The 12,615-nt window shown below is 74.7% G+C and carries 12 protein-coding genes and 2 pseudogenes; 9 read left to right on the top strand and 5 right to left on the bottom strand.

The annotated features are described in order from the left end of the window. Positions 1-11 precede the first annotated feature (11 nt). A complete protein-coding gene (locus ACILQ5_RS16200; protein ID WP_395659053.1) occupies positions 12-1,562 on the top strand; it encodes a Na+/H+ antiporter in 1,551 nt (516 codons plus the stop codon). A 62-nt stretch (positions 1,563-1,624) separates the two neighbouring features. Here the strand turns inward: ACILQ5_RS16200 and ACILQ5_RS16195 are convergent, their stop codons facing one another. Beyond that, positions 1,625-2,404 carry a hypothetical protein gene (locus tag ACILQ5_RS16195; RefSeq protein ID WP_395659052.1) on the bottom strand — a complete coding sequence of 260 codons (780 nt, stop codon included), beginning with the start codon at positions 2,402-2,404 and terminating at the stop codon, positions 1,625-1,627. Between the two features lie 95 nt (positions 2,405-2,499). Between ACILQ5_RS16195 and ACILQ5_RS16190 the strand changes: the two genes are divergently transcribed. Continuing rightward, positions 2,500-4,056, top strand: a complete 1,557-nt coding sequence (locus ACILQ5_RS16190) for a hypothetical protein (protein WP_395659051.1) — start codon at positions 2,500-2,502, stop codon at positions 4,054-4,056. Between the two features lie 3 nt (positions 4,057-4,059). Here the strand turns inward: ACILQ5_RS16190 and ACILQ5_RS16185 are convergent, their stop codons facing one another. After that, the gene (locus tag ACILQ5_RS16185; protein ID WP_395659050.1) at positions 4,060-5,232 is read right to left on the bottom strand and encodes a S1C family serine protease; all 1,173 of its coding nucleotides are present in this window, start codon (positions 5,230-5,232) and stop codon (positions 4,060-4,062) included. A gap of 70 nt (positions 5,233-5,302) precedes the next feature. After that, entirely contained in the window at positions 5,303-6,061 is a 759-nt protein-coding gene (locus ACILQ5_RS16180; RefSeq protein WP_395659049.1) for an IclR family transcriptional regulator, read from the bottom strand. A 69-nt stretch (positions 6,062-6,130) separates the two neighbouring features. Between ACILQ5_RS16180 and pcaH the strand changes: the two genes are divergently transcribed. The 5 genes and pseudogenes from pcaH (at position 6,131) to pcaC (ending at position 9,795) form a co-directional block, all read left to right on the top strand. Then, the gene (gene pcaH, locus ACILQ5_RS16175; RefSeq protein ID WP_395659048.1) at positions 6,131-6,907 is read left to right on the top strand and encodes a protocatechuate 3,4-dioxygenase subunit beta; all 777 of its coding nucleotides are present in this window, start codon (positions 6,131-6,133) and stop codon (positions 6,905-6,907) included. Continuing rightward, a complete protein-coding gene (pcaG, locus tag ACILQ5_RS16170) occupies positions 6,904-7,482 on the top strand; it encodes a protocatechuate 3,4-dioxygenase subunit alpha (protein WP_395659047.1) in 579 nt (192 codons plus the stop codon). Before pcaH ends, pcaG begins: the two co-directional genes overlap by 4 nt. 4 nt (positions 7,483-7,486) lie before the next feature. After that, the gene (locus ACILQ5_RS16165) at positions 7,487-8,596 is read left to right on the top strand and encodes a lyase family protein (protein ID WP_395659046.1); all 1,110 of its coding nucleotides are present in this window, start codon (positions 7,487-7,489) and stop codon (positions 8,594-8,596) included. 23 nt (positions 8,597-8,619) lie between these two features. Then, a pseudogene (locus ACILQ5_RS16160) lies at positions 8,620-9,336 on the top strand (alpha/beta fold hydrolase); the annotation flags it as partial. Positions 9,337-9,441: 105 nt separating this feature from the next. Beyond that, positions 9,442-9,795, top strand: coding sequence for a 4-carboxymuconolactone decarboxylase (pcaC, locus tag ACILQ5_RS16155; protein ID WP_395659091.1), 354 nt, complete (start codon positions 9,442-9,444; stop codon positions 9,793-9,795). Positions 9,796-9,799: 4 nt separating this feature from the next. On the opposite strand, the gene ACILQ5_RS16150 is transcribed toward pcaC, so the two are convergent. Both ACILQ5_RS16150 and ACILQ5_RS16145 read right to left on the bottom strand, forming a co-directional pair. Continuing rightward, positions 9,800-10,441 carry a LysR family substrate-binding domain-containing protein gene (locus ACILQ5_RS16150; protein ID WP_395659090.1) on the bottom strand — a complete coding sequence of 214 codons (642 nt, stop codon included), beginning with the start codon at positions 10,439-10,441 and terminating at the stop codon, positions 9,800-9,802. A gap of 172 nt (positions 10,442-10,613) precedes the next feature. Beyond that, a pseudogene (locus ACILQ5_RS16145) lies at positions 10,614-10,685 on the bottom strand (hypothetical protein); the annotation flags it as partial. A 70-nt stretch (positions 10,686-10,755) separates the two neighbouring features. Here ACILQ5_RS16145 and ACILQ5_RS16140 point away from each other — a divergent pair. After that, positions 10,756-11,937 (top strand): thiolase family protein, encoded by a 1,182-nt coding sequence (locus tag ACILQ5_RS16140; protein ID WP_395659045.1) that lies wholly within the window; start codon positions 10,756-10,758, stop codon positions 11,935-11,937. Continuing rightward, complete coding sequence (locus ACILQ5_RS16135; RefSeq protein WP_395659044.1) at positions 11,934-12,608, top strand: 3-oxoacid CoA-transferase subunit A; 675 nt, start codon at positions 11,934-11,936, stop codon at positions 12,606-12,608. The genes ACILQ5_RS16140 and ACILQ5_RS16135 overlap by 4 nt, the downstream gene beginning before the upstream one ends. Positions 12,609-12,615 lie beyond the last annotated feature (7 nt).

The raw sequence follows: 12,615 nt of genomic DNA, 5'->3' as shown, positions 1-12,615 counted from the left end.
GAGGAGAGATCGTGAGCGAGCCCTGGGTGATGACGCTGCTCCTCGCGGCCGTCATGCTCTTCACCCCGGTCGCCGACCAGGTCAAGGTGCCCCAGCCGGTGCTGTTGACGATCTTCGGCGTGGGGGTCGGCCTCGTCCCCGCCACCGCGCCGCTCGACTTCGATCCCGAGCTCATCTTGCCGGTCGTGCTCCCTCCGCTCCTGTTCGCCGCCACCCAGCGCACCACGGCGACCGAGTTCCGCGAGCAGGCCCGACCGGTCCTGGTCCTCGCAGTCGGGCTCACCGTGGCCACTGCTGCCGTCGTGGCCGTGGTGGCCCATCGCGTCGGCGTCCCCTGGGCTGCGGCCTGGGTCCTCGGCGCGATCGTCTCGCCTCCGGACCCGGTCGCAGCGACCGCCGTAGCGCGCCGTCTGCGCCTGCCGCACCGCCTGGTGACGATCCTCGAGGGCGAGGGCATGTTCAACGACGCCACCGCCCTCGTGATGTACCACGTCGCGCTGGTCGCCGTGGTGGCCGGTGACTTCTCTGCGCTCGACGCCGGCGTCGAGCTGGTCGCGGCCGTCGTCGTCGGGGTCGGGGCGGGATTGGCGCTCGGCTGGGTCGTCACCTGGCTGCTCGCCCACGTGCAGGAGGCCTACACCGAGACGACGATCACCGTCGTCGCGCCGTTCGTGGCCTACCTCGGTGCCGAGCGCCTCGGCGGCAGCGGCGTGCTCGCCGTCCTCGTGCTCGGCCTGTACCTCCGCAACGCCGCCCACGAGGCCACCACGTCGCGAGGCTGGCTGCTCGGTCGCTCGGTCTGGTCCTACGCCGACTTCCTGATCACGAGCATGGCCTTCGCGGTCCTGGGTTTCGAGCTGTCCGCCGTGACCCGCACGGTCGTCGTCACTCGGGACATCGTCGTGGTCGGTACGGCCGTGATCCTCACCGTCGTGCTCTTCCGGATCGCCTGGATGTTCCCCGTCACCTGGTGGGCTCGACGGGTGCGGGCCGGCGGCTCGATGCCGACGGACTGGCGGGAGACGACGGTGGTCGCCTGGTCCGGCATGCGAGGTGTGGTGACGGTGGCGACGGCGCTCGCGCTGCCGATGGCCACGACCGCTGGGGCCCCGCTTCCCGATCGCGACCTGCTGCTGGTCACTGCGCTCGCGTGCGTCCTCGTCACCCTGGTCCTGCAGGGCCTGACGCTCTCACCGCTCACCCGTCGGCTGGGGGTGGCGTCCGAGGTCGACCACGCGAGCGAGGTCGCGGCGCTCCGGGTCCGGGCCGCGGACGCCGCGCTCGACCACGTGCGCGGCGACACCGGGGCGCGAGAGGATGTCCGCCGAGCGGCCGAGCTCCAGTACGCCGGGTACCTCGAGGCCCAGCGGGCGATGGCGGACGCTCGTCGGTCGGAGATGGCGGACGACGCGGCGGAGGAGCTCGACGAGCTGCTGGGGCGCGCCACCGCGGTGGAGCGGCGCCTCGTCCTCGACGAGCGTCGCCTCGGACGTGTGTCGGCGGGGACCGCTGACGAGGTGTTGCGGGACATCGAGTCGCGCTCGGTCCGCGACATCGGCTGACAGCCGGGGTGCGCCGCCGCTCAGGGGGAAGCGGCGGCGCACCGGGTCGGGGCGCCGAGCGATCAGGCCACCCGCTGCCTCAGCGGCAGTCCCCCGACCAGGTCACAGATCGGCAGCGGCAGGCCGAGCTCGCAGACCGGGTCGAGGATCGTGCCCGGGTCCGGCGGGACGGTGCCGCCGTTGGCGGCGTCGCAGATGGCCTGCGGCAGACCGGCATCGCAGAGCGCCTGGATCGGGCTCTCCCCGCCAGGGCCGGGCGGGTTCGTCGCGGCGTCGCAGATGGCCTGCGGCAGACCGGCGTCGCAGAGCGCCTGGATCGGGCTGTCGGCTCCGGGCGTCGGGATCGGCAGCGTGGCGAAGGCGTCGCAGATCGCCTGGGGCAGGCCGGCGTCGCAGGCGGGCTGGAGCGGGTTGGTGTCGCCACCGCCGCCACCGCCGCCGCCACCGCCGCCGCCACCGCCGCCGCCACCGCCGCCACCGCCGCCACCGCCCTGCTGGGACTGGCACTTCCTCAGCGCGGCCTTGGCCTTGGCCAGATGCCGCTTCGCGGCCCGTTGGTGGCGCTTGGCCTTCTGCAGCTTCTTGTCCGCGGCGTGCTTCGCCCGGTGCCCGTGGGCGTGCCGCTTCGCCTTCTTGGCCTTGGCCACCTGGTGGTTGGCCTTGCGCACGTCGTTGCGGGCGTGTGCGACGCGCGACTGCTCCGCGGCGCACGAGGCCGAGCCGACCTGGCTGGATGTCGACGACGGGGTCGAGGGTGCGGACGCGATGGCGGTGCCTCCGGTGAGGCTGACCGCGACCGTGACGCACCCGGCGAGGACCAGCCTCGCAGTGCTCTTGAACATGTGTCCCTCCCTGGTCCGGTGCCAAGAGGCGTTCCCGCGTAGCAGAGCCACCAACCGGAGGTCTGGACCAGTGTCGGCGCGCCGAGGGTACGGTCGTGGGCATCGTGACTCGGTGGCCGGCAGCAACCAGGCGAGCCGGGCAGGGCGTGGTTGCCGTGCTCCTCGTGGCGGCTCCGTTCGCAGCTGCCCTGCTGGCGATCGACCATGCGCCGCCGGCGCAGGTCGAGGTCGCGGGTCAGCGGGTCTACGTCCGTCCGGTGCTCGGACAGGACAGCAGCCGGCTGTTCGACGGAGCCCTGGTCACCCCCGACCACCGTCGGGTGGCGCGCGTCGACGTCGGGGTCGACGTCGACGCGAACTGGAACGCCATCGTCCCGAGCGACAAGCGGACCCGGCGCTATCTCGCAGGGCTGTGGGAGAACCCGGAGCCGGCGGTCCACCTCATCGAGTCGGCGACCAGGCGCCACCTGCTCGTCTGGGGCGCGACCGGGTTCGTGGCCGGCGCCCTGGCGATCGGATCGGTGCTGGTGCTGCTGCGCGTCCGCCGCCGCCGGCTCGCCGGCTACACCGTCGAGCAGGCGGCCTTGGTCGAGGCCCACAACCGGAGGCTGCGCCGCACGCTGACCGTTGCCGGGCTCCTCCTCGTCGTGCTCGTCGACGCGGCCGGACTCCGGGTCTACGTTCGCCACGACCACCGGGCGATCGCGGCCGATCCGCAGTTCGCGGGCACGGGCCTGGAGGGCGCCCAGGTCAAGGGTCTGCTCGCCGACGTGCTCCCGTTCCTCTCGGTCCTGCGGCCTCGGTCCGCGTTCTACGACGAGGTCTCGGACAACCTGGAGCAGGCCATCGCCTCGCAGCCGTCGGTCGCCGGGGACGAGGACGAGGTCGTCTTCGTGCTCGCCGAGGACTTCGAGGACGTGAACGGGATGGCCCGTCAGGTCGGCCGGGCGGCGACCCTCCTCGACGCGGACTTCATCGCCCTCAGCGGGGACCTGACGTTCGCCGGCAAGGCGATCGAGACCTACCTGCTCGACACGCTCGACTTCTACGCCGAGGGCAGGCCGGTCTACCTCGCGCCGGGGCTCCACGACACCAGGTCGATCATCGACGCCGCGACCGCTCGCGGCTGGCACGTCGCCGACGGCACCACCCAGACCGTGGCCGGTCTCCGCCTCCTGAGCGTTCCCGACCCCCGGGTGTCCACCGTCGGCAACTTCGGCGCCGGCACCGTCCTCCGGGATACCGACGTGGACGTCGACGACGCGGTCGCCGATGCCGTCAGCACCGCGTGCGAGGACGAGCCCGACTTCGTGCTCGTCCACGACCATCTGCTCGGCCGCCGCATCGCCGAGGCCGGGTGCCAGCGGATCGCCGTCCTCGACGGGCGGTCCTACGAGTTCATCGGTCCGACCCAGGTCCGCACCGCGTCGGGATCGGTGACGACGGAGCTGACGACCGGAAGTGCCGGTGGGCACGTGGACACGCGGCCCGACCCGGGCGTCATCCAGCACCCGGCGCGCTTCGCGGTGCTGTTCTTCCGGCCGGACACCGGAGGGACCACGTACTCGGTGATCACGGTGGCACCCGACGCGTCGGTGACCATGACCCCGCGGGTGCCGCTGTCCACGGCGTTCTCCGCGTCCGGCGGGTGAGCGTCAGCTCGTCGGCGCGGACCCCAGCGTGACCGTCGCGCTGTGGGTCGTGCCGGTGCTGTCGGTCCAGCGCAGCGACGTCCGGTCGCCCGGCTCGTGGGCCGCCATCGCCGTCCGCAGCGTCGCCAGCGACGTCACCCGGGCCGCACCGACGCGGGTCAGCACGTCGCCGGCCGCCAGGCCGGCGCGGTCGGCGGCGGTGCCGTCCTGGACCTGCACGACGCCCACGCCGTCGCCTGTTCCGGTCTCGTCCACCGCGACGCCCAGGTACGCCGACGGGCCGATCTCGACGTCGCCGGATTCGGTCCCGGACTCGATCTGGTCGGCCACGGCCAGCGCGTCGTCGATCGGGACCGCGTAGGACTCGGCGGTCGACGCGGACCGGCTGCCGCCGGACGCGGCGGTGGTGATGCCGACGACCTCGCCCTCGTCGTCGAGCAGGGCGCCCCCGGAGTAGCCGCCGACGACGTAGGCGTCCGTCTCGATCAGCCCGGTGAGCCGCTCGCCGGCGACCGAGCCGCTGGAGGAGGTCGTGATCGCCTGGTCGAGGGCGACGACGTCACCGGACGACGCGGACAGGTGGCCCTGCCCCTCGGCGTTCCCGATGGCGGTCACGGTGTCGCCGACGGCCGGGTCCCCGTCGTCGTCGAGCACGACGGTGGCGAGGTCGGAGACGCCGTCCAGGCGCAGCAGCGCGACGTCGGCCTGCTGGTCGTGGCCGACCACGGTGGCGTCGTACGTCGTCCCGTCGGTCGCGATCGTCACGCGGACCGAGGTCGAGCCCTCCACGACGTGGTAGTTGGTCAGGACCAGGCCCGCGGGGTCGATCACCAGGCCGGTGCCGGCCGCCTCGCCGTCGGTCAGCGTCGTGTCGACGAGGACGACACCCTGCGACTCGGTGTCGTCGGCGTCGGTGGAGGTGGCGCCCGAGGTGTCGTCCCGGTCCGGCGGGACGGCCTGCCGGCCCGACGTGCCCCAGCCCGGCGGCTGGACCTGGGCGGTCGTCGACGGCGGGGCGGGGTCGTCGTGGGTCAGCAGCCAGGTGGCGGGCACGGCCACCGACGCGGCGAGCAGGCCGCCGGCGGCCGCGCCCACCAGGGTCGACCGCCACCGCGTCGGCGCGGCGGCGGCCGGGGGGTACGGCGGCCCGGGGGTGTCGTGGTCGTGGGGGTGCATTCCCCCACTGGACTGCCGCGACCTGCTGAGGGGCTCGGAGCCGGCTGTGCGTCCCCTGTGGGCCGGCGGCTCACTCGCCCCTGGTGGCCAGCGCCCGGCCGATCCCGCGGGCCGCGACCTGCAGCGCGCCGACCAGTCGCGGCCGGTCCCGTCCCAGCGACGGCACCACCATGCCGAGCGCCGCGACCACCTCGGCGCCGGCTCGCACCGGCACCGCGACCGAGCAACCGCCGAGGCTCATCTCCTCGACGGTGGTGGCGTAGCCGTCCCGGTGCACCCGGGCGAGCTGGCGGCGCAGCAGGCCCGGCTGGGTGATCGTGTACGGCGTCACGCGGGTCAGGTGGGCCAGCACCTCCTGCTGCACCTCCGGTGGCGCGTGCGCGAGCAGCACCTTGCCGACGCCGGTGGCGTGCAGCGGCAGGCGGGACCCGATGGTGCTCACGATCGGCACGGACGCGTGCCCCGACAGCCGGTCGAGGTAGAGCACCTCGGTGCCGTCGCGCACGGCCAGGTGCACGGTGGCGAGGGTGGCGCCGTACAGGTCGTGGAGGTACGGCGACGCCAGCTGCCGCAGCCCCGTCTGCACCGGCGCGAGCAGACCGAGGTCCCACATCCGCCGGCCGACCACGTAGTCACCGGCCGGGGTGCGGGCGAGCGCGCCCCATGCCACGAGCTCGCCGACGAGCCGGTGCGCGGTCGGCAGCGGGAGGTCGGCGCGCCGGGCGAGCTCGGTGAGGGTCAGCCGGCGGTGGTGCTCGTCGAACGCGCCGAGCAGCGCGAGCGCCCGTGCGGTGACGGTGGCCCCCGGGACGGAGGTGTTGCCGGCCATCGGCCTATTGTTCCACTGACCGGAAGCCACCGGTCGGTCCGGCCCGTCGTGGTGCCTACCGTCTGCCGGGTGACGGAGACCAGCTCGGACGCGGCCGTGGCGTCGCAGGCCGAGATCAGCGCGGAGATCGCGGCGATCGGCGCGGCGTACGCCGCCTCGGGCAGCGTCGAGACCGCCCCGCGCCTCGACTACCCGCCGTACCGCTCCAGCATCCTGCGGCACCCGACCAAGGACCTGCACCAGGCCGACCCCGAGGGCGTCGAGCTGTGGTCGCCGGTCTTCGGCGAGCAGGACGTCGACCCGCTCGAGGCGGACCTGACCGTCCAGCGGCGTGGCGAGCCCATCGGCGAGCGGATGACGGTCACCGGCCGGGTGCTCGACGGCGAGGGGCGGCCGGTCCGCCACCAGCTCGTGGAGATCTGGCAGGCGAACGCCGGCGGCCGCTACGTCCACCAGCGCGACCAGCACCCCGCGCCGCTCGACCCGGCCTTCACCGGCGTCGGGCGCTGCCTCACCGACGCCGACGGCCGGTACCGGTTCACGACGATCAAGCCCGGGCCGTACCCGTGGCGCAACCACCGCAACGCGTGGCGCCCGGCGCACATCCACTTCTCGGTCTTCGGGCGCCAGCTCACCCAGCGGCTGGTGACCCAGATGTACTTCCCGGGCGACCCGCTCTTCGCGCTCGACCCGATCTACCAGGCGATCACCGACCAGGCCGCGCGCGACCGGCTGGTCGCGACCTACGACCACGACGTCACCACGCCCGAGTGGGCGACCGGCTACCGCTGGGACCTCGTCCTGACCGGCTCGCACCGCACCCCCCTCGAAGGAGACGTCGAGTGACCGACCGGGCCGCGCTCGCACCGACCCCCGGCCAGACCGTCGGGCCGTTCTTCGGCTTCGCGCTGCCCTTCGACGGCGACCACGAGCTCGTCCCGCCGACCGCTCCCGGGGCGGTCCGGCTGCACGGCCGCGTGCTCGACGGGAACGGCGACCCCGTCCCGGACGCCCTGCTGGAGCTGTGGCAGGCCGACCCCGACGGCCGCGTCCCCCGCGAGCCCGGGTCGCTGCGCCGCGACCGGCACGCCTTCACCGGCTGGGGTCGGGCGGCGACGGACCGCACCGGGCACTACCGGTTCTCGACGGTCGTCCCCGGTCCGGTGACGACCGGCGGGGCGCCGTACGTCGCGCTGGTCGTGCTCGCGCGCGGGCTGCTGGACCGGCTGCACACCCGCGCGTACCTCCCGGTCGGGCCGGGCGACGGGACGGCCGCGCTCGCCCGGGACCCGCTGCTCGCGTCCGTCGACGCCGATCGCCGGCACACGCTCGTCGCCCGGCCCGACAAGCACGGATTCGTCTTCGACGTGCTTCTCCAGGGCGCCGACGAGACGGTCTTCCTCGCGTACCCGCCACACTGAGGACATGGCGGACCTGTTCTGGCCGGGGGACGAGCGCGCCGGCGACCACTTCACCCAGCAGGACTTCGTGGGCGCGATGCTGGCCGTCGAGGCCGCGTGGCTCGGTCGTGAGGTGCCGGTGCCCGTCGTGGCCGACGACCTCGCCCGCGCCGCCGAGGCGGGCGGCAACCCGGTGATCCCGCTGGTCGAGGCGCTGCGCCGCGACGAGCCGGACGCACACCGCGGGCTCACCAGCCAGGACGTCCTGGACTCGGCGCTGATGCGGATGGCCGGGTCCGCGGTGGCGGACCTGCGCGCCGACCTGGCGGTGCTCGTGGACCGGCTCGCGGAGCTCGCCGCGCGGCACCGGGACACCGCGATGGTGGCGCGGACGCTGACCCAGCACGCCGTGCCGACGACCTTCGGTTTCCGGGTCGCGGCGTGGCTGACCGCGGTGCTCGACGCCGACGACGACCTGGCCCGGCTCGCCTTCCCCCAGCAGCTCGGCGGCGCGGCCGGCACCCGCGCGGCGATGGTCGAGCTCGGACGGCAGGTGCCGCCGGACGTCCCGCGCTGGCACACGACGCGCGCGCCGGTCACCCGGCTCGGGGACGCGCTCGCCGGCTGCACCGATGCGTGCGCCCGGATCGCCAACGACGTGCTCGTGATGTCGCGTCCGGAGGTCGCCGAGCTGGCCGAGGGGGTCGGTGGCGGCTCGTCGACGATGCCGGGCAAGGCCAACCCCACCCTGTCGGTGCTGGTCCGCCGGGCCGCGCTGACCACGCCGCAGCTCGCCGCGACCCTGCACCTCGCCGCCGCGCAGCAGGTCGACGACCGCGCCGACGGCGGCTGGCACGCCGAGTGGGCGACGCTGCGCGACCTGGTGCGGCGCACGCTCGTGGCCGCCTCCCAGACCCTGGACCTGGTGAGCGGCCTCCGCGTCGACACCGAGCGGATGGCCGCGACCCTGGCCGCCGCTGGCGACGCCGTGCTCGCCGAGCAGCGCACCATGGCCGAGGCGGCCGGGCACGAGCCGGCGCCGTCGTACCTCGGCGACGCAGGAGCGTACGTCGACGCCGTGGTCGCCCGGGCCCGGCGATCGCCCCACGACCCGACCCCCGAGGAGCAGCGTTGATCCCGAGCATCACCGTCGTCCGGATGACCGGCGCGCAGCACCGCGAGGAGCTGCCGCTCCTCGTGCTCGGCCCCTCGCTCGGCACGTCCGCGGTCGCGCTGTGGAGCGCGTGCGCCGCCGGGCTCGCGGACGCGTTCGACGTCGTCGCGTGGGACCTGCCCGGGCACGGCCACAACCGGGGCGTCCCGGAGGAGCCGTTCACGATCGCGGAGCTGGCGAGCGGCGTGCTGCACGTGGTCGACGACGTGCTGACCCAGCGCGGCGAGCCCGGTGCCCCGTTCCTGTACGCCGGCGACTCGGTCGGCGGCGCGGTCGGGCTGGAGCTGCTGCTCGCGAGCCCGGGCCGGGTCGCGGCCGCGGTGCTGCTCTGCACCGGAGCGCGGATCGGCACCCGGGAGGGCTGGGCCGAGCGGATCGAGCAGGTCCGCGCGTCCGGCACCTCGTCGCTGGTGACCTCCTCCGCCCAGCGGTGGTTCGGGTCCGGCTTCCTGGAGCGGCAGCCCGAACGGGGTTCGGCGCTGCTGCACGCGCTGCAGGACGCGGACGACGAGGGTTACGCCCAGGTCTGCGGCGCGCTCGCGGCCTTCGACGTGCGCGACCGGCTCGGGCGGATCACCGCACCGGTGCTGGCGGTCGCCGGTGCGGAGGACGAGGTCACGCCGACGGCCGGCCTGCGCGAGATCGCCGACGGCGTCCGCGACGGCCGCCTCGTCGAGCTGGACGACGTCGCCCACCTGGCACCGGCCGAGGCCCCGGATGCCGTCGCCCGCCTGCTCCGCGCGCACTTCCTGGGCGAGCACCTCCCGGAGGAGACCGCCGGCCCGGGATCGAGCGGGTCCGCCGGGATGCGGGTCCGCCGCGAGGTCCTCGGCGACGAGCACGTCGACCGGGCGGTCGCCGGCACCACCGACTTCACCCGCGACTTCCAGGAGCTGATCACCGCCTACGCATGGGGCGAGATCTGGACGCGGCCCGGCCTCGACCGGCGCAGCCGCTCGATGATCACGCTGACCGCGCTCGTCGCCCGGGGCCACCACGAGGAGCTCGCGATGCACCTGCGCGCCGCTCTGCGCAACGGCGTCACGGTCGAGGAGGTCAAGGAGGTGCTCCTGCAGTCCGCGATCTACTGCGGCGTCCCGGACGCCAACACGGCGTTCCGGATCGCCCAGCAGGTGCTGACCGAGGAGGGCGCGCTCTAGGAGCTCAGCCCACGCAGCGCGCGACGACCTCGGCCACCCGGCGTACGGCCGGGGAGTCGTCGGCGGTCCGCGTGGCGACCGCGAGGTCGACCGTCGGCGCGTGGGTCAGGGCGACGTAGGCGACACCCTCGAGCCCGAGGCTGCGCACCGGCTCGGGCACCAGCGCGACACCGAGCCCGGCGGCCACGAACACCACCAGGGTCGCTGTCTCGGCCACCTCGACCGCCGGTGCCGGCTCGAACCCGGCGGCGGCGCACGCCGCCAGCACCCGGTCGTGGATCGAGGAGCGGTGGCCCGACGGGTGCATGACGAACGGCTCGCCGGCGAGGCTGCCCAGCGCGATGCGCCGGCGGCCGGCGAGGCGGTGCTGCGCGGGCAGCACGGCGACCAGCCGCTCGGATCGCAGGGTGCGCACCGCCAGGTCGGGCCGGTCGACCGGGTCGGGCCGCAGCAGCGCGACGTCGTAGGTGCGGTCGGCGAGCCCGGCGGCCAGCTGCGGGGTCAGCAGCTCGCCCCGCAGCACGAGCTCGAGGTCGGGGAGCTCCCGGCGTACCTCGCGCGCCACCCGCGGCAGGACGTCGTACGTCGCCGTGCCGATGAACCCGACCGACACCCGGCCCGCGTGGCCGGAGGCGACGAGCGCCATGTCGTCGTGCGCGCGTCCGACGTCGGCGAGCACGGTGCGCGCGTGGTCGGCGAAGCGGGTGCCGGCCTCGGTCAGCTCGACCCGCCGGGTGGTGCGGGTGACGAGGGTGACCCCCGAGCTCGCGCTCGAGCTGCTTGACCTGCTGGGACAGCGCCGGCTGCGCGAGGTGCAGACGGGCCGCGGCGCGGCCGAAGTGCCGCTCCTCGGCGAGCGCCGCGAACGACCGGAGGTGCCGCAGTTCCATGCGCTGAGGTTATCAATCAAGTCGGATTCAGTATTGGAGACGATCACTGGTCCGGGCCTAGGCTCGGGGCATGAGCTCTGCGTTCGTGTACGCCGTCGCCCGCACGCCGTTCGGCCGGTTCGGCGGTGCCCTGGCCGACGTCCGACCCGACGACCTCGCTGCCGTCGCGGTGCAGGGCGTCCTGGCCCAGGCGCCCGACCTGGACCCGGCCGCGATCGGCGACGTCGCATGGGGCTGCGCCAACCAGGCAGGGGAGGACAACCGCAACGTCGGCCGGATGGCGGTGCTGCTCGCCGGGCTGCCCGTGACGGTCCCGGCGACCACCGTCAACCGGCTGTGCGGCTCGTCGCTGGACGCGGCGATCGTCGGGTCCCGGGTCATCGAGACCGGCGACGCCGACGTCGTGCTCACCGGTGGCGTCGAGTCGATGACGCGCGCGCCGTGGGTGCTGCCGAAGCCGTCCCGGGCCTTCCCGGCCGGCAACGTCACCGCGGTGTCGACGACCCTCGGGTGGCGGCTGGTCAACGAGAACATGCCGGCGGAGTGGACGGTCTCGCTCGGCGAGTCCAACGAGGTGCTGGGGGAGAAGTTCTCGATCTCCCGGGAGCGTCAGGACGAGTTCGCCGCCCGCTCGCACGTGCTCGCCCACGCCGCCTGGGAGGCCGGGTTCTACGACGACCTCGTCGTCCCGGTGCCCGGGGTCGACCTCGCCCGTGACGAGGGCATCCGGCCGGGATCGACCACCGAGAAGCTCGCGGGCCTGAAGCCGTCGTTCCGCCCCGACGGGACGATCACCGCCGGCAACGCGTCACCGCTCAACGACGGGGCGTCCGCCGTGCTGCTCGGCTCGGAGGGCGCGGCCGCGACGATCGGGCGGGACCCGCTGGCGCGGGTCGCCGGCCGCGGGGTGGCCGCGGTCGAGCCCCCGATGTTCGGCTACGCCCCCGTCGAGGCCGCCGAGCTCGCGCTCGTGCGGGCCGGCATCACCTGGGCGGACGTCTCCGCCGTCGAGCTCAACGAGGCCTTCGCCGTGCAGTCGATCGCCTGCGTCGACTCGTGGGACGTCGACCCCGAGATCGTCAACGCCAAGGGCGGGGCGATCGCGATCGGGCACCCGCTCGGTGCGTCCGGCGGCCGCATCCTCGGCACGCTCGCCGCCCGGCTGCGCGAGTCAGGCGACCGGTACGGCGTCGCGGCGATCTGCATCGGCGTCGGCCAGGCCCTCGCCGTCGTCCTCGAGAACGTGTCGTGACCGCCTCCATCTGTGCCACGCCCGCGGAGGCGGTCGCGGGCATCGAGGACGGGTCGACCGTGCTGGTCGGCGGGTTCGGGATGGCCGGGATGCCGGTGCAGCTCATCGACGCGCTGATCGAGCAGGGCGCGGGCGACCTGACCGTCGTGTCCAACAACGCCGGCAACGGCGACACCGGCCTGGCCGCGCTGCTGGCCCGGGGGCGGGTGCGCAAGGTGATCTGCTCGTTCCCCCGCCAGCACGACTCCTGGGTCTTCGACGGCCTCTACCGCGAGGGCCGGGTCGAGCTCGAGCTGGTGCCCCAGGGCAACCTCGCCGAGCGGATGCGCGCCGCCGGGGCCGGGATCGGCGCCTTCTACTGCCCGACCGGCGTCGGGACCCCGCTCGCCGAGGGCAAGGAGACCCGTGAGATCGACGGCCGTACCTACCTGCTCGAGCACCCGATCAAGGGCGACGTGGCCCTCATCGGCGCCCACCGTGCCGACCGGATGGGCAACCTCGTCTACCGCAAGACCGCCCGCAACTTCGGGCCCGTGATGGCGACCGCGGCCCGCACGGTCGTCGCGCAGGTGAGCGAGGTCGTCGAGGTCGGCGCGCTCGACCCCGAGGCGGTGGTGACGCCGTCCATCTACGTCGACCGGGTCGTCGAGGTGGGGAGCGTGACGGGGTGAGCGGCCT

Source organism: Nocardioides sp. (assembly GCF_044226305.1).
Lineage (GTDB): Bacteria > Actinomycetota > Actinomycetes > Propionibacteriales > Nocardioidaceae > Nocardioides.
Note: the sequence above shows the minus strand (reverse complement) of the source record. Positions and strands in the feature narration are given on the sequence as shown.

What these genes read in the sequence shown, in the direction of transcription:
- ACILQ5_RS16195 (WP_395659052.1), bottom strand. Translation starts at nt 2,404, where the DNA reads ATGTTCAAGAGCACTGCGAGGCTGGTCCTCGCCGGGTGCGTCACGGTC.
- ACILQ5_RS16185 (WP_395659050.1), bottom strand. Translation starts at nt 5,232, where the DNA reads ATGCACCCCCACGACCACGACACCCCCGGGCCGCCGTACCCCCCGGCC.
- ACILQ5_RS16180 (WP_395659049.1), bottom strand. Translation starts at nt 6,061, where the DNA reads ATGGCCGGCAACACCTCCGTCCCGGGGGCCACCGTCACCGCACGGGCG.
- ACILQ5_RS16165 (WP_395659046.1), top strand. Translation starts at nt 7,487, where the DNA reads ATGGCGGACCTGTTCTGGCCGGGGGACGAGCGCGCCGGCGACCACTTC.
- pcaC (WP_395659091.1), top strand. Translation starts at nt 9,442, where the DNA reads ATGCGGGTCCGCCGCGAGGTCCTCGGCGACGAGCACGTCGACCGGGCG.
- ACILQ5_RS16150 (WP_395659090.1), bottom strand. Translation starts at nt 10,441, where the DNA reads ATGGCGCTCGTCGCCTCCGGCCACGCGGGCCGGGTGTCGGTCGGGTTC.
- ACILQ5_RS16140 (WP_395659045.1), top strand. Translation starts at nt 10,756, where the DNA reads ATGAGCTCTGCGTTCGTGTACGCCGTCGCCCGCACGCCGTTCGGCCGG.